Here is a 14896-nt window from a genome sequence, read left to right on the forward strand (position 1 = left end):
GCTTCCCTGCGCCCTTGCGGCTTTCTCCCGCGCCCCGGGTGCACGCGAACGGCCCCGCACGTGCTTGGGTTCTAACGGTCTTCGCAACACCCGCGATCTGTGGGAGTTGCGAGGACCCCTTGAATCCAAGGGGAACGTGCGGGGCCGTTGTGGTGCGCATGCGGCGCGGGCGTTCGGGGACGCGCGAGATGTGCGCGTCACGCGAGACGCACGAGGCGTACGGCGTATACGCGGTGCGAGCCCGAGCGCGGTGGGCGAGGCGTCAGTCGGTGAGGCGGGCGCCCGTCGAGGTCGAGAAGACGTGCAGCTCGTCCGGGCGCGGCACGACGTGCAGCTTGGTGCCCTTCTCCGGGACGGCGCGGCCGCTGACGCGGACGACCAGCTCCTTGTCCTCGCCGCCGACGTGGGTGGAGCCGTAGACGTAGCCGTCGGCGCCGAGTTCCTCGACGACATTGACCGAGACGGCCAGGCCGGCGGGGGAGTCGGAGCTGTCCTTCGTGAGGGACTTCGCGGCGGCGCCGCCGTGCTCGACGATGTCGAAGTGCTCGGGGCGGATGCCGACCGTGACGGTCGTGTCGCCCTTGTCCGCGGCGGCCGTGAGCGCCTCGCGCGAGACCGGGACGACGCTGTTGCCGAACTTCACGCCGCCGTCGGTGATCGGGACCTCGACCAGGTTCATGGCGGGGGAGCCGATGAAGCCGGCCACGAAGAGGTTCGCCGGCTTGTCGTACATCTTGCGCGGCGAGTCGACCTGCTGGAGCAGACCATCCTTGAGGACGGCGACCCGGTCACCCATGGTGAGGGCCTCGACCTGGTCGTGCGTCACATACACGGTCGTGATGCCCAGGCGGCGCTGGAGCGAGGCGATCTGCGTACGGGTGGACACACGGAGCTTGGCGTCGAGGTTCGACAGCGGCTCGTCCATGAGGAAGACCTGCGGCTCGCGCACGATGGCACGGCCCATCGCGACACGCTGGCGCTGACCACCGGAGAGAGCCTTCGGCTTGCGGTCCAGGTACGGGGTGAGGTCCAGCATCTTGGCGGCCTCTTCGACCTTCGCCCGGATGTCGGTCTTGTTGACACCGGCGATCTTGAGGGCGAAGCCCATGTTGTCCGCGACGGACATGTGCGGGTAGAGCGCGTAGTTCTGGAACACCATGGCGATGTCCCGGTCCTTCGGCGGCAGGTGCGTGACGTCGCGGTCACCGATGCGGATGGCACCGGCGTTGACGTCCTCAAGACCCGCGAGCATGCGGAGGGAGGTCGACTTGCCACAACCGGAAGGACCGACGAGTACGAGGAACTCGCCGTCCGCGATCTCGATGTCCAGCTGGTCCACGGCCGGCTTCGTCGAGCCGGGGTAGATGCGGGACGCCTTGTCGAACGTGACACTGGCCATGTTGAATCTTCTCCTCCACCGGCAGGAACGTGCCGGACGATCCGAGTAGAGAACGGAGTGGTTTGGTCCACTTGAGTGAACCCTCAGTGACGCTACCTGGCCATCTGGAATCTGTCAGCAGTTCGAGAGGCGCGAAATCTCGGGACCCTGTGCGGGCCGAGGTTGGTTACACTGCTCCGGCATGCCTCCTTAGCTCAGCTGGCCAGAGCAACGCACTTGTAATGCGTAGGTCGTCGGTTCGAATCCGACAGGGGGCTCTGTGAGAACCCCAGCCCAGACGCCCTCTGAGCTGGGATTCTCTGTTTCAGCGGATGCGGCGGCGGCGCCGGGAGCGGGCCGCGCGGGTGTCTCCGGTCTCAGTTGCGGTCTCAGTAGAGGCTTCGGGCGGGGCTTGGGGCGCGGGCACGAAGAACTCGCCCATGCGCCGCATCGCGTCCTTCGACAGGTGTGATCTGCCCTTCACGTACCGCCGGGTCTGGCTGATCTGGGTGTGGCGCAGGATCTCCATGATCGTGGGCATGTCCACCCCGAGTTCGTTCAGGATCGTGCCGGCAGTGTGGCGGCTCCCGTCGTACAGACGGCGGTCGTCGATCCCGGCCTCGGTGAGCAGTTCCTTGAACTCCTCGTAATCCTGGCGGGGGTCGAGCGGGCGGCCGTCCGGCCGGGAGAACACGACCTTGTGGTCCTGCCACAGCTCACCGGCCGCGGCCCGCATCTCGTCCTGACGCGCTTGGTGGTCTCGCAGAAACGGGATGAAGACGGGCGGAATCGGCACGGCGTTGCGGCTCTTCTTCGTCTTGGGACGGGTGAAGACCAGACCGCCGTCCCTGCGCTGAGGGCAGATGCTTGCGTGCCTAGTGCAGCCCTTCGGGCACGGTTTCGGGCAGCCGCGCTTGTAGCCCTCGTGCGTGGAGCACTCCGACGGACACGGCTCGAAGCGGTGGCGGCGCGCTCCACAGGCGTGCGGGTCGTCGCATCCGTGCCGCCACGTGAGGCGTTGGAGTTGCCACTCCGGACGGAACAACTCCGCGTCCAGGTCCACGTACGGCCAGCGGAGGCCGAGCGTCTCGCCCTGGCGAAAGCCCATGCCCACGCCGACGATCCACCGCATGAAGGTGGGCCGCTTAGCAGCGGCTTCGAGGAAGGCTTTGGCTTCCTCCTTGGTGAAGGGGTTCGCCTCGGTCTCGTCCACGGTGGGCGGATCCACGAGCGTGGCGACGTTCTCGGTGATGAGCCGACGCCGATGTGCGATCTTCAAGGCGCGCGACAGGATGCGGTGCACCTTGAGGACGTGCGACGGAGCGTGTCCCTCCCGCAGCATGTCGGCGTACATCCGCTCCAGGTGCTCGGGGGCGAGTTTGTCCAGCCGGTGCTGACCGATGCCAGGGACGATGTCGTTGCGGGTCTTCGACCAGTAATCGTCCAGCGACCGCGGCTTCAGCTTCAGGCTGGCGATGGTCTCCAGGTAAGTGGTCATCCACTGGGCGACGGTGGGCTTACGCCCGGCCTTCGGTACACGGCCCTTGTCCCGGAGCTTTTCCAGATCCCTGACCTTGCGGACAACTTCCGGCTCGGTCTTTGCCCGGCGGTGCCGGCGGTCGGGACTTCCGTCGTTCTTGGTGCCGACAGTCACCCGACCGTGCCACCAGCCGTCCGAGCCGAAGTAGATGGACGACTCCATGTTCGCTTTGCGGGGGCTCAAGCTTCCTCCACGCGTGAGGCGCCGCCGGTTGACCGGCGGCGCCTCACGGGTTGTTCAGGTGGGTCAGTGAGATTCGGGGATCAGGCCGTCTACGTACTGCTCCAGCGCGGTGCGGCGGATCCGGCGGCAACGGCCGAGTTTCACGTACTCCACGAGCCCGGCGGTCATCAGCTCGTAGAGCGTGGAACGTCCGATGCCGAGCAACTCGGCGGCCTCTTCCGGGCGGTAGAGCAGGCGGTCGGTGGGTGCGGGCGTGGCGGTGCTCATGCTGGCGGTCCTCCGGAGATGACGGGAGCGGGGCGCGTGTGTCCGAGGTGCGGATTTCTGCGTCACCACGTCATCTGTGTCACCTATGGGGTCTGAGCTGCGGATTTGTGGTGACGCAGCGGGCCGTGGCCTGTGTCACCGGTGACGGAGCCGTCCGTCACGGGGTGACGCAGGTGACGCAAGGTGACGCAGGGATTCGGGCTCTGCGTCACCCTTCTTGATGCAGGTCAGGAGCCGTTTTCAGGCCCGTGGTGACGCAGGTGACGCAGCGTCTTCCTACTTAGGAAAGGGAGGGGCCTGTGTCTGTTCTTGTGTGCGCCTTCAGGCGTGAATGGGGAGCCGCGGAGCGGCGCCCTCCTTGGGCGGCGGCAAGCCGCCGAAGAACAAGAGGAGCACCGCCGCACCGGGCGGGGGGTGCTCCTCTTGCTTGTGCAGCGGGCCCGCGTGGCGCGGGGGCTAGAACGCCTGGCCCTGTTCGTCCTGCGGGGGCTTGGGCCGGGTCATTTCGATGTAGCGGGCGGCCTTGGTGCGGCCCCAGTCGACAAGGACGCCTCGGGCGGCCAGGACGGGCTGGAGGCGCTTGAGGCGGTCGGAGAGGACCTTGCCGGTGGTGGGCCACCCCTTGGGCAGGGGACGGAAGTCCTCGCCGGTGTAGAGCTGGGTGAGGCCGTGCAGCCACTCGGCGGAGGTCATCCGGACCTCCACGCCCGGGTCGATGTCAGCGGCGTGCTTGAGGACGGTCTGGGCGAGGAGGTCGCCTTCGATGACGTCGTCGTTGAGGTCGTCCAGGCTGGCGCGGTAGGCGTCCAGCGCGCCCATGCTGGCGGCGGCGTCGAGCTGCGCGCACAGGTGGGCGAAGTCGGCCATGCGCAGGTCGGTGGGGATGTCGGCCTCGGTCGCGCGGACCTTGACGGCCAGGTCGAGCACGGACCCGAGGATCACAGGCAGGTCCCTGGCGAAGTCGGCCCACAGCTCCGCCTCGGTCCGTCGCACCCGGGGGCGTTCCAGGCGGAGGGGGAGGAGGCGTTCAGCAAGGTCGGGGCGGATGACGCCGACGTCAATGCCGGTCAGCAGCATCGGCCGGCGGTAGCGGGCGCGGACGACGTCGCCGTCGGTGAACAGGGCGCGCTTGATGTTCTCGGCGCCGGTGACGATGCAGCACATGAGGTCGGACAGGTCCGGGCCGAGGTGGGAGAGGTTGTCCAGGCCGGTGACCCATCCGGCGGCCACGGCCGTGATCAGGTTCTCCTCGTCCTTCGGGGCCCGGCGGAGGTCGCCGCTCATGCCCTCGATGATCCGGACGAGCATCTTGCCTGCGGTGGACTTGCCCGCGCCCTGCGGGCCGGTGAGGAAGGGGGCGGGGACCGGCACGTCGGGGCCGAGGCAGCCGATCAGCCAGGCCAGGGCGAGGCTCTCGGCGCGGGCGTCGGTGAAGTTGCACAGCCGCATCAGCAGGTCGATGCCCTTGCCGTCGGTGTCCTTGGCCGGGAGGGGGAGTTCGCCGGTGAGCTGGGTGCGGCGCCAGCAGACCTCGCGGGGGTCGGGGGTGAGGATGTCCCAGCCGGTGGGGTGGATGCGGACGGACTTGCCGTCGTCGCGGCCCAGGTCGAGCCAGGTCGCGCCGTCGAAGCCGGGGGCGACGCGAATGTGGACGGGCTGGACGTCCTCGGTGAGCGCGAGTGCTTCGATCAAGTCGAGTGCCTCCTTCAAGGCGGTTCCGTTGAAGACGCCGAGCCCGTCCTTGAACAGGCCGACCATGAGTTCCTGGCGGTGGCTACCGGTCGTGCCCTGGGAGCGGATGGGGCGGGCGACGGGGTGGCCGTTGCGCTGGGCGTAGACGGCTCCGTCGATGGTGCGGAAGTACCTGAAATGGGCCTGCGCGTAGTCGGTGATGACTTCGCGGGCCGGGGTCTTCTCGTCCTCGGACACGGCTCACATCCCCAGCGCGGTGCGGGCGTTGGACCAGGCGACCGCGCAGTGCCGGGGGGACTCGCCCTTGACCTGCGCGGCCGTGAACAGGCGGTCCATGTGCGCCTCGGTGAGGCAGCCGCACCGGCCGTGGGTGGACAGCACGGCGAGGAACGTGGCGTACACCGTGGTGTGGATCGCGCTGGTGGCCTCGGTGATGCGCTGCTCCGCCATCGCGATGCCGCGCTCCAGGTAGACGGGGGTGCGGTGGGGGCAGTCCCCACCACCGGCCAGCGCGGACACCGCCACTGCGCGCGGTGCGGGCTGGACCGGTGACGGCTCCTTGACGAGCAGCGCGCGTACAGCGTCCGGCAGCGCGGTCATGGTGCCGGTTCCGGGGCCGAGCCACCGGGCGTAGGCCATCGTGGACTTGAGGTCGACACCCTCACGGACACCGTTCACCGAGCGCATGGCACCCCGGTAGATCCAGTGCTCCCCACGCGTGGTGGGCACGGTCCGGGTGGCGGGCAGTTCCCGGCGGGCCCAGGCGATGGCGTCGGTGTTGTCGAGGTCGACGACGGTGACCCTGGCGCCGCCAGGGTGGTACCCGACGATTCCCGCGTCGCGCCAGGAGGTCGCCCATGCGGGCGAGACGAGAACGTGCGGGTCGGTGGTAGCGGCGGCCCAGGCGTGGCATGGCCGCGGGCACTGGCAGGGGCCGGGGTTCTTCATGTTCGGTCGGCCGCCGCACGCGTTGCCGGCGCAGTCGGGGCAGTTACCGAACGGGCCCTTCCCCGCCCGCAGCGGCAGCACCGGCACGTTGCCCGCCGCGAGGTGCAGAGCGGTGGCGAGATGACGGCCGTCTCGCCGGATCGGTGTCGGATGGGTCATGCTGGGTGTCTCCAGTTTTGTGAGAAGCGCTGGTAGGCGAGGGCGGCCCCGGACTTTGGCGAGACGGGGGCCGCCCTTGTGGATCTCTGGCTCTAGCCCCTGTTGTCAGTGGGGGCGTTTACGTTCGAGGGATGACGACTCTTGACCTGGTTCCGGGCCTGATCACAACGCGCGAAGACGTCGCCCAGGCATACGGTGGTTCGGTGTATAGCGGTGGGATCGTGCCCGCGAAGCTTCGTCGGTTTTCCGGTGCCTTAGAGGCTGTTGATGGTCCCGTTGGCGCGGCCGAACAATCCGGTCGCGGTGATGTTCTGCGTGATGCGCGTCGTCGTCTGCGTTCCGCCGCCTCTGCCCGTGGCGCGGCAGGCGGTGCGGAACAAGACGGGGACGGCGATGACAGCCGCGACAACGAGGGCGGCGGCGGACCACAGGACGTGGGTCATAGCGATGAGTCCCGGGGCGGCGTAGGAGAGTCCGATGCCGGCGGCGCCGATGCCGGCGCCGACGGTGGGTGCGAGGAGGGCGGTGGTCTTTGCCCATGCGGGGATCGGCTGCGCGGGCGTAACGGGAATCGCGGGCGGGGTGGCGGACTGGGTGTACGCCAGGGTGCGGCCCCCGTTAGGGAGGGTGACCCAGTCGACGCCGGGCGGGATGTCCGCCGGGAGGATCGCTGGTCGCGTGGCGGTCGCCCGGAGCGGGGGGCAGGGGGTCGGGGTGGGTGTGGCCCCGGCCGGGGAGTCCGGGACGAGGGCGGCGAGGAGGTCCTCGGTTGTGACCTGGCGGGGTCTGGGAGGGGTGTTCACGGGGTGCCTCCGTGAGTGCGAGGGCCGCCCCGACGGCGTCGGGGCGGCCGTGTGCGAGAGGGGTGTCACGTGCGGGTGTCACGGGGTGTCAGGCTCGGTGTCAGACACCCGTGACGCCCGCTCCCGCCTAGGGGTTTGGGTGTCACGGGGGTCTGACGTGTCAGGGCGTGTCAGGCGGTCGCGAGGGCGGGGACGATCCGCCACCGGCCGGTCTTCGAGGTCGCCTCCAGGCGGCCGTCGAGGGCGGCTTCCTTGAGCCGGGCCGACACCCACGGGCGGGACAGGCTGTTGCGTTCGCACCAGTCGTAGAAGTCCTTCGGGCCGACGACCATCCGCCCGGCGGCCTCGAACTCGGCCAGCGCCTGGCCGAACAGCTCGCGGGCTTCCTCCGGGGACGGCTTGCGCCCGCCGAGGTCCCCGAACATCGGCGCCTCGTCGCCCGGCTGCGCCTCGGGGAGATCCCGTTCCGGGTCGATGCCCGCGTCTTCGGGGTCGATCATCGGGCCGGTTTCCATGTCTTCGTCTCCCTCGGGCACGGGACCGGCACCGGCCGGATCGGCGGTGGTGCGGCGCTGGGTGTAGGCGGTGCCCGCGACCTGTGCGGCGGCCTTCTCCGTCACCGGGTCGACCGTGGCGCCGTTGCGGGCGTGCCACTGGGCGACGGTCTCCATGAGCGAGATCGCGGTGTCGGTGAACCACCGGGTGCGGCCGGGGCTGCTGTAGCGCTCCTCCGGGATGCCGGGGGTGACGAGGTAGCAGTAGCCGGGGCGGCGGTTGGACCAGCGGTCCGGGGCCGCGCCGGCGTCGATGACGGAGTCCGGGAGCATGAACCCGGCGGCGGTCGGGTTCGGGACACCGAAACACAGCCGGGCGCCAAGCGCGTCACGGGTGGTGGTGCTGATCTGGTCGTGACTCGGGCGCTGAAGCGAGACGATCAGCGCCATACCGGCCGACCGGGCAAGGTTCGCGATCGAGTTGAACGCGTCGTCGCCCAGCAGCCCGAGGGACACCCCGGCCTCCTCGAACCACGCGACGTGGAACGGCAGACCGTCACAGCCGCACGCGGTGTTGTCCTTGCGGCAGGAGTGCTTCGGGTCGGTCTGCTTGCGTGCGGCGGCGGCTTCCCACTGGCGGTAGGAGTGCGCCCCGAGCCAGGCCGTGCGGGCGGGGATGACGGCCTTGACCGCTTCGACCATGACCTCGGTGTCCGACCCACCCTCGACGGCCCAGTCGATCGCCGGGAGCAGGGGCCGGAAGTCCTGGAACCCCTTCGGGTCCGACAGCCACATCACGACGTCGGTGCGGCTGAGGATCTCAGTCATAAGGTTGAGTGCGCCGTCGCCCTTGCCCGCGCCGGTCATGCCCGCGATCAGCACGTGGGTGGCGTTACGGCCCGCTTCCTTGTCGCCGGGCAGCCACAGCATCAGTGGCGCCCCGTCGTCGTAGACGCCGAGCACCAGCGGATCCGTGATCGACCCGCCGGGCAGGGACGGACCGTCCTCCTCCCACCGGACCGCGTCGGCCAGCATGTCCCTGGGCACGATCACCAGCTCCCCGCGCCGGGCCGACTCCGGATCCGGCAGGTAGCGCACGGCCGTGGACGGCAGGTCCAGCGCGGACGCGATCCGCGGCAGGCTCTTGGCCACGTCGTCGTTGGTCTGTTCCCCGGCCTCCAGTGCCAGACGGGCCGTGACACGGTTCGCCTCGACCTCGGTCCGGCCGATCTTCGCCTTGGCCAGACCGACCTTCTCCAACAGCCCCTTGTCCATGGACTGCCCGGCCTGGTCGGGGTTGCGGCGCATGACCATGCGGATGTTCCACGACAGGGCCAGCACCGGCCCGCCCATCAAGTACGCGTCCGGCAGGGGACCGGCGAGCGGTCCGGCCAGGGCAGCACCGGTCAGCCACGCAGACCCGGCCGCCACGGTGATAGCCGAGTGGAGACGGCGCTGCGGGCCGGTCTCCCGACCGGCCCACCAGGTCGCCCCGGTCAGCACCACGGTGGACAGGGTCAGACCGACCCCGGCCGCCGCCGAGTCCGCCCACGCCAGGTGAGCACCGGCACCGGCCGCGCCGAGCCCCAGCACAGCGACCCACGGCGGCAGGTGCGGCTTGGCCCGGTGCATCAGGTACGCGCCCACACCCTTCGCGGAGGAGGCGCCGTTGAGCTGGTCTTCGTGCTGACGCTCAGGGTTCTTGTCGCTCATGTCAGCGCCTCCTTACTGGTTGGCCCAGTCCATGCGCCGGGCCTGAGGGCGCCGGGCACGGTGACGGACTCGGTTGATCTCCTCCTCGTACTCCTGCTGGAACGCCGCGTACGTCGCAGCCGCGTTGGTCGCCGCGTCCTTCAGCGCCTCGGCGGACTTCTTCAGCTTCCGCGCGACCTTCCGGGCCCGGAGCTTGGACCCGAACGCCTTGCCCTCCGGGTCCGGGACCGTGGCCAGGGTCGCTTGCAGGATCTCCGCCCCCATCGCGACCTCGAAGGACAGCGAAATCCCCACCGCCCGCAGGTGGTTGCAGTACTCGCGGATGTCGGCCGGGGACGTGAAGAACGGCTCCGGCAGCGTGTGCGAGCCGCGACCACCCCCGCTCCCCCCGCCGTTAAAGCCCTGGGCAGGGGCGGAGTTGGTCTTGTTGCCCGCGTTCACCGTGACCGTCAGCCCCGGGGAGAACGTCGCCCCGAAGTTCTTGTTGTACGCCTTGTCCGACTTGGTCTGTGAGCCGTTCGCCCCGGACTGCGGGGGAACGTTGGTGTGGGTGGTTGCCATGGTGATCCCCTTTTCAGGCAGAGAGACAGAGAGCCGCGACGACGAGAGCGGCGATGTGAGCGGTCTGATCGACATGCGCGGCACCGCCGTTGGCGGCCCAGGAGCTCTGGCGGGCCAGACGCATCCAGGCCGCGACCGGCCAGCGCCGGTCAATCACCGCGTGCGTGACACCGATCCACAGGAGCGCGGCCAGGGCGGGAAGGGCCGGAAGAGACCAGCCGAGCACCGTCGCGCCGAGAACGAGCAGGGTCGCGCAGACCACGACGTGCGTAGCGGCGTGCGCGAGGTTCGCCCGCCACCCGGCCACGCCCTGCAGGGCCTTGTGCCCGGCCTGGTGGTCCGTCTGCAGCGGGTAGTCCGCGATCAAGTGGCCGACGTAGAGCAGGAACGCGATGTCAGCGAACACAGGACGCCTCCTCGGCGGCGCGAGTGGAAACCGTGGGGTTGCCGTGGCAGGGCACGCACATGCCGAGCGAGCGGGGGATGCAGTACCCGGCATCCCGCCGGCAGACCGGGCACAGACGCCGGGGTCATCGGCCGCACCGGCCGGGCCAGGTCGACCCGGTACAGGTACGCGACCAGCGGCCCGCGGTGGTGCCTTGGGCGTTCGAGCTGGGCGGCGACGTCTTGTCCGCCGGGCCGCAGGCCCATGGCCCGGAGCTGTCGGCGGGTCGCCAGTCCCTCGGGGGCGAGGCGCCACCGGTAGACGGGCAGCGCGCCCATCAGGCGGCCCTGCACTGGGCAGCATGTGTTTCAGCCCAGGCAGTGAGCCCTTTCTCGGAGTAGGCCATGACGCCGCACCTACTGCACTCGGCGCGGGCAGCCTCGGGCGCCCGGTACTTCGGACTGGTGGTGATAGTGACCACGGAACCTGCCTGGTTGCGCATGCGGATCAGGAGATCGGCAGGCTCGGCCGGGCTGCTGTGCGGAGTGAGCTTCATGAGGGCTCCTGTGTCAGCGGTAGTTGCGTGCTCGACTGCTGGCACGCCGGGCGGGCGGCGCTCACCGGGTCTGCTAGCGGATCTGCTCGCCGGTCGCGGGACGTGCCCACGGGCCGGGTCACTCACCGGCTGCTCGCCGGGTCTGCGGTGCTCGTGTCGACTTCCGGCAGTCGCAGCAACGGCCACCCCCTCGCCGGGGCTGGCCGTCACTGGTGGTGCCGGACTACTGGTCCTTCTCGCTCTCACTGGCCCCGGCCGTACCCTCGGCGGCGTCGGCCTCTTCGTGGGACATCAGCTGCCCCCACGCCTTGCGTACGCGCTGTTCCCCGCCGACGTATCCGGCGTCACGGAAGGCCGTGACGGCCTGGCGGTAGGACAGGGGCGGGTCATCGGAGTACCGCAGGTGCCGCAGCACCACGTCGAGCTGTTCGTCGGTCAGCCGGTCGCCCGGCGCGGGCGTGGTCACGCCCGCCACGGCCGCGATCTCCTCCAGCATCGCGGCACCGCCCGAGGCCGTGACGGTCTCGTCATCGGTGTTGTCGGACTCGTCATCCGTCACGCTTTCCGTCACGGGCGTCACGCTTTCCGTCACAGGCGGCGTCACGGGCGTGACGGGCTCCGGAACGTCCGCGACCGGGGCGGGTTCTGCTGGCGGCGTCAGGGGGATGACCTGCGGTTCGGTGTCGCCGTGGTCCGGTCGACCGGGCTCCAGCTCTGGTTGAACGTTGCCAGCCGGGAGAGGCGGCGTCACGGGGACTGGGGCGGGCGTCACGGGGGCCGTGACGGCCGTGACGGCGGGCGTGACGGCGAACATCGCGCCCAGTGCGGCGTCGGCTCCGTCAGCGACGCGGTCCCGCTGGACCTCCAGCAGACGCGGGGCCAGGGTCGCGTCCGTGGCACCGACCCGGCGGGCCAGCTTCCACGACCGCTTATCCGCCTTCTCCCGCTCCTTCTCGTCGGGGTGGTTGGCGGCGACGGCCCGGTGATAGGCCAGCGCCTGGACCACCGCCGCGGCCCTGGCCTCCGCCTCGGCATCCCGGCCGTCGGTGTGGACGACGATCCGGCGGGCCAGGAACGCCATGCCCTCCGCCGACACACACATGCCCATCGGAGTCACGGCGTAGATCACGGTGCGGCCCGCGTCCGGACCGGCCATGGCCGCCATGACGGACGCGGCGGCCGGCAGGGCCCACAGCCCGACCCGGACGACTCGGGGCGAGGACTGGCCCAGCATCGTCAGGCCGAGCAGCACCAGCGCCAGAACAGCGGTCGTGCCCTCACCGGCCGCCACCGCGCCCAGTGCCGTCCCCTTCCCGTACGCGCCACGGATGTTGCTGTACGTGCCCACGCCACCGGCGACGCCGGTAGCCAGCATCGGCACGAACGCAGCGGCCAGAACGGCCCTCTGTGCAGTGCTCAGGGTTCGTCGCGTTTTCATCAGGCCACCTCCGAAGAAGCTGAGCGCTTGGCTGCTTCGGCGCGCAGCCGGTCGGCGTCGGCGCGGGCCACGTCCCGTTCCCATTCGGCGGTGTCGGCACGGGCGGCGGCTCGGTCTAGGTCCGCGCGCAGCGCGAGCTGCGTGGCCATCTCCCGTTCCACCGCCTTGTCGGCCTCAGCGCGGGCGGCCTCCAGCTCGGCGCGCAGGGCATCGCGTGCGGCGTTGAGAGCGGCCAAGCGGCGAGCGGTGATCAGGCGCAGCATCACACCACCCCCGCTGCGGGCACGATCGGCTCGGCACCGTCCCCGGAGCAGCCCGCCGGGACGTGCCCGTAGCCGACCAGCTGAACGTCGACCGCGTCGACTACCACGTCCACGCACAGCCACATCGAGGGACCGGTGCCGGACTGTGCCGCCAGACGCACCTGCGCGGGGTCGATGCCCAGGGCGGACCGCCATGCCTCGAACGTGCCCAGGTCGTCGTAGAACGACAGCTCGACCCGCGTGCGGTAGTGCCGGGAGATCTGCGCCTCGGGGGCGGGCAGGTCGGGGAACTTCTCCGTCAGCGATGCGAGAACCGCAACCGCAGCGGACATCGTGCTCATCGTCGGCGTGCTCATGCTGCCACCGCCGAACCGGTCGCGACGGCGGCGGCCGGGCGGGGAACCGCGCGGCGCTGGGCCCGGCCGGCCGGGCGGGGCACCATCGGGAGGGTGCGGAGCAGCGACGCCGCGTACGTCGCGACCTCCGGGGCGGACTCGCGAAGCTCCGCGAGCACCTCGCGGGCGACGTCCAGGCGGGCCGCCCGCTCCTGGGCGGACTCGGCGGCCGGGCCGGTGAAGAGCTCCAGGTCGATACCCAGGGCCAGTTCCGTGAACTCGGTGGCCGTAACGGCCACGTGACCAGCAACGATGTTCTTCATTGGGTCGTTTTCTCCTTGTCTGAGACGGCCCAGATGCGCCCCCGGAGTTGCAGCTCCGGGGGCGCGGCCGTTTGCGGGGCCGGACTCTCCAGCTCCCCCAGCCCTGCCCGTACGTGCCCCGCGAAGGGGCCGGACGGGCAGGGGAGGCAACCGGCCGCAGCCAATCGGCTGCGGAAGTCAGGTGACGCGGTAGGCGTGGCCGCCTCGCCGGTCCAGCGGGGGCGGCGCCTGAAGTCTTCGTCGGAACATCGGGACCTCCTTGGTGTCGAGCAACGGGGATAGAGCACTGCAAAGGGGGCCTCGCCCCCACCCTCCGGCCGTTGCTCGCGGTCGCCGGGCCACCTCGCCAGTACGGGCCGAAGCCCTGTTCCACCTGGCCTTTAGCGGGATTGCAGCGTCCCCGCCCTCTGCTTGCGGAAGCGAGCCACAAGTGCGCTTGCTCCCGCTCGGTCTGGCCACGGCGAAGGAGCCCTTGCGGGCCCCGGGCTCGTGAACCTCCCTAGGGATATTTAAAGCGTTCCTCCCTAGGGAGGTCAAGCGGACATGAAAAAAGGACCCGCAGAAGCGGGCCCTTCGGGGTTGTGCGCGAGTTGCGTCAGCCGGTGATGTGGTACTCCATGACGTACGCTCCGGCGTCCAGCAGCATCCGGTTCACCTCAACCGGCCTGTCCTGGTCCGTGAGCGCTGTCCGATAGATCTCGACGACAGGAGTCCCGTCGGCCAGACGCAGCCGCTCGGACTCCTCCTGGCTGGGCATGCGTGACCGCAGCTCCTCGATGAACCGAACGGGTTTGGCGCCGAGCTCGGCCAGCCGCGCGTACGTTCCGCCCGGTCCGGTGTCTTCCTGGGCGATGGCTGACTGGCGAACGAGCTCGGCCGGCAGATAGGAGACGGCCGCCTGTACCGGCTCGCCTTCAACCGTGAACAGCCGGTCTCGCACTATGACGGGAGTTCCCTCCGCCAGGTCCAGGGCGCGCGCCACGTCGGACGGGGCCGGAGCTTCGTACACGCGAAGATCTGTGACCTGCATGGGGCGCTCGCCCACGTCAGAACTCCAGATCGATCGCCCTGTGCCCCACCCCTCTTGCGCGAGTCGTCGGTTCGCGACCCGACGGATCGGCTGGAATTCCCGGACGTACGTGCCGCTTCCCTTACGGCGCACTGCGAGTCCTTCGCTTACGAGCAGCATCAGGGCCCGGCGCGCGGTCTCCTTGGCTACCCCGTACGACTTCACTAGGGCAGGCTCGCCGGGCAGTCGCACGCCGGGAGCCAGTTCGCCGGAGCGAATGCGTTTCCGCAGTACGTCGGCGATGTCCCTGGCGTTTTCCGCCATTACTCCTCACTTCCCTAGGGTGGTCTTTACAGCTTGGCACACCAGCCCCCGCCTACCCATCGGAGGGGGCTGGTGTGGGTGATCCCGGGCGTGCTTCCGTGTCTCGCGGATGCGCCTCCCCTCGCGTAGTGCTCAGTGGAAACCTGCCCCGGGTCTGGAGTTCGTGGACTCATGAAGGGCAGGCAATGGCGTCTCAGTCCAGGTGTGGCGCTCGCACCAAAGCCGGTAAGGCGTGCCGCAACCTTGCGGTGATCGGCACCTCTCGTTGCGCGAAGCACCAGGGTCCCTGGTCCGCCTACGGGGTCGCACAGCGCAAGGAGAAAGAAGCCAAAGAGAAGAAGCGCCGTATCCGCAAGAAGCGGTAGGTGCTGCGAGGGAGCGTTGTGTGCCCGCCGTGCTCCGGCCAATCCGGTGATGGTCGCCGGGCGCGATGTTTCCTCGCAGTACGGGTCTCAGTTGCGGTCTCGTTTGTCGCTGAATCCGTGGACGTCCGAGGCGGTGTGCCTCTGTCCGCTGTGCCTGATG

General features: G+C 69.9%; 15 protein-coding genes, 1 tRNA gene and 1 pseudogene. 1 reads left to right on the plus strand and 16 read right to left on the minus strand.

The features are described 5' to 3' along the window. Positions 1–262 precede the first annotated feature (262 nt). Positions 263–1399 (minus strand): ABC transporter ATP-binding protein, encoded by a 1137-nt coding sequence (locus tag ACIHCL_RS26835; protein ID WP_399865621.1) that lies wholly within the window; start codon positions 1397–1399, stop codon positions 263–265. A 183-nt stretch (positions 1400–1582) separates the two neighbouring features. Between ACIHCL_RS26835 and ACIHCL_RS26840 the strand changes: the two genes are divergently transcribed. Continuing rightward, positions 1583–1656 (plus strand) — tRNA-Thr (locus ACIHCL_RS26840). A gap of 47 nt (positions 1657–1703) precedes the next feature. Here ACIHCL_RS26840 and ACIHCL_RS26845 read toward each other — a convergent pair. From ACIHCL_RS26845 to ACIHCL_RS26915, 15 genes and pseudogenes are all read right to left on the minus strand, one after another. Then, on the minus strand, positions 1704–3101 hold the full coding sequence (locus ACIHCL_RS26845) for a tyrosine-type recombinase/integrase (protein WP_399865623.1): 1398 nt from the start codon (positions 3099–3101) through the stop codon (positions 1704–1706). 63 nt (positions 3102–3164) lie between these two features. After that, positions 3165–3368 carry a helix-turn-helix domain-containing protein gene (locus ACIHCL_RS26850; RefSeq protein WP_399865625.1) on the minus strand — a complete coding sequence of 68 codons (204 nt, stop codon included), beginning with the start codon at positions 3366–3368 and terminating at the stop codon, positions 3165–3167. Positions 3369–3824: 456 nt separating this feature from the next. Next, positions 3825–5297: an ATP-binding protein gene (locus tag ACIHCL_RS26855; protein WP_399865627.1), complete on the minus strand. Its 1473-nt coding sequence runs from the start codon at positions 5295–5297 to the stop codon at positions 3825–3827. A gap of 3 nt (positions 5298–5300) precedes the next feature. Beyond that, the gene (locus tag ACIHCL_RS26860) at positions 5301–6167 is read right to left on the minus strand and encodes a bifunctional DNA primase/polymerase (protein WP_399865630.1); all 867 of its coding nucleotides are present in this window, start codon (positions 6165–6167) and stop codon (positions 5301–5303) included. Positions 6168–6421: 254 nt separating this feature from the next. Then, complete coding sequence (locus ACIHCL_RS26865; RefSeq protein ID WP_399865721.1) at positions 6422–6835, minus strand: hypothetical protein; 414 nt, start codon at positions 6833–6835, stop codon at positions 6422–6424. 305 nt (positions 6836–7140) lie between these two features. Beyond that, a complete protein-coding gene (gene traB / locus ACIHCL_RS26870) occupies positions 7141–9177 on the minus strand; it encodes a plasmid transfer protein TraB (protein ID WP_399865631.1) in 2037 nt (678 codons plus the stop codon). Positions 9178–9189: 12 nt separating this feature from the next. Beyond that, positions 9190–9738: a plasmid transfer protein TraA gene (gene traA, locus ACIHCL_RS26875; protein ID WP_399865632.1), complete on the minus strand. Its 549-nt coding sequence runs from the start codon at positions 9736–9738 to the stop codon at positions 9190–9192. 13 nt (positions 9739–9751) lie between these two features. Continuing rightward, a complete protein-coding gene (locus ACIHCL_RS26880; RefSeq protein ID WP_399865634.1) occupies positions 9752–10144 on the minus strand; it encodes a DUF3307 domain-containing protein in 393 nt (130 codons plus the stop codon). Further along, a pseudogene (locus ACIHCL_RS26885) lies at positions 10134–10461 on the minus strand (RRQRL motif-containing zinc-binding protein). Before ACIHCL_RS26885 ends, ACIHCL_RS26880 begins: the two are co-directional and overlap by 11 nt. Next, positions 10461–10679, minus strand: a complete 219-nt coding sequence (locus ACIHCL_RS26890; RefSeq protein WP_399865636.1) for a hypothetical protein — start codon at positions 10677–10679, stop codon at positions 10461–10463. The pseudogene ACIHCL_RS26885 and the gene ACIHCL_RS26890 overlap by 1 nt, the downstream one beginning before the upstream one ends. Positions 10680–10902: 223 nt before the next feature. After that, on the minus strand, positions 10903–12117 hold the full coding sequence (locus ACIHCL_RS26895) for a hypothetical protein (protein WP_399865638.1): 1215 nt from the start codon (positions 12115–12117) through the stop codon (positions 10903–10905). Continuing rightward, the gene (locus ACIHCL_RS26900) at positions 12117–12380 is read right to left on the minus strand and encodes a hypothetical protein (protein WP_399865639.1); all 264 of its coding nucleotides are present in this window, start codon (positions 12378–12380) and stop codon (positions 12117–12119) included. The genes ACIHCL_RS26895 and ACIHCL_RS26900 overlap by 1 nt, the downstream gene beginning before the upstream one ends. After that, positions 12380–12712 carry a hypothetical protein gene (locus tag ACIHCL_RS26905; protein WP_399865641.1) on the minus strand — a complete coding sequence of 111 codons (333 nt, stop codon included), beginning with the start codon at positions 12710–12712 and terminating at the stop codon, positions 12380–12382. The genes ACIHCL_RS26900 and ACIHCL_RS26905 overlap by 1 nt, the downstream gene beginning before the upstream one ends. Before the next feature lie 20 nt (positions 12713–12732). Beyond that, complete coding sequence (locus ACIHCL_RS26910; protein ID WP_399865643.1) at positions 12733–13038, minus strand: hypothetical protein; 306 nt, start codon at positions 13036–13038, stop codon at positions 12733–12735. 595 nt (positions 13039–13633) lie between these two features. Then, on the minus strand, positions 13634–14371 hold the full coding sequence (locus ACIHCL_RS26915) for a GntR family transcriptional regulator (RefSeq protein WP_399865645.1): 738 nt from the start codon (positions 14369–14371) through the stop codon (positions 13634–13636). Positions 14372–14896 lie beyond the last annotated feature (525 nt).

Source organism: Streptomyces sp. NPDC052042, from assembly GCF_044548345.1.
GTDB lineage: Bacteria > Actinomycetota > Actinomycetes > Streptomycetales > Streptomycetaceae > Streptomyces.

Excerpts from the sequence above, each read along its gene's own strand:
- ACIHCL_RS26835 (WP_399865621.1), bottom strand. The coding sequence starts at position 1,399 with ATGGCCAGTGTCACGTTCGACAAGGCGTCCCGCATCTACCCCGGCTCG.
- ACIHCL_RS26850 (WP_399865625.1), bottom strand. The coding sequence starts at position 3,368 with ATGAGCACCGCCACGCCCGCACCCACCGACCGCCTGCTCTACCGCCCG.
- ACIHCL_RS26860 (WP_399865630.1), bottom strand. The coding sequence starts at position 6,167 with ATGACCCATCCGACACCGATCCGGCGAGACGGCCGTCATCTCGCCACC.
- traB (WP_399865631.1), bottom strand. The coding sequence starts at position 9,177 with ATGAGCGACAAGAACCCTGAGCGTCAGCACGAAGACCAGCTCAACGGC.
- traA (WP_399865632.1), bottom strand. The coding sequence starts at position 9,738 with ATGGCAACCACCCACACCAACGTTCCCCCGCAGTCCGGGGCGAACGGC.
- ACIHCL_RS26890 (WP_399865636.1), bottom strand. The coding sequence starts at position 10,679 with ATGAAGCTCACTCCGCACAGCAGCCCGGCCGAGCCTGCCGATCTCCTG.
- ACIHCL_RS26895 (WP_399865638.1), bottom strand. The coding sequence starts at position 12,117 with ATGAAAACGCGACGAACCCTGAGCACTGCACAGAGGGCCGTTCTGGCC.
- ACIHCL_RS26900 (WP_399865639.1), bottom strand. The coding sequence starts at position 12,380 with ATGCTGCGCCTGATCACCGCTCGCCGCTTGGCCGCTCTCAACGCCGCA.
- ACIHCL_RS26905 (WP_399865641.1), bottom strand. The coding sequence starts at position 12,712 with ATGTCCGCTGCGGTTGCGGTTCTCGCATCGCTGACGGAGAAGTTCCCC.
- ACIHCL_RS26910 (WP_399865643.1), bottom strand. The coding sequence starts at position 13,038 with ATGAAGAACATCGTTGCTGGTCACGTGGCCGTTACGGCCACCGAGTTC.
- ACIHCL_RS26915 (WP_399865645.1), bottom strand. The coding sequence starts at position 14,371 with ATGGCGGAAAACGCCAGGGACATCGCCGACGTACTGCGGAAACGCATT.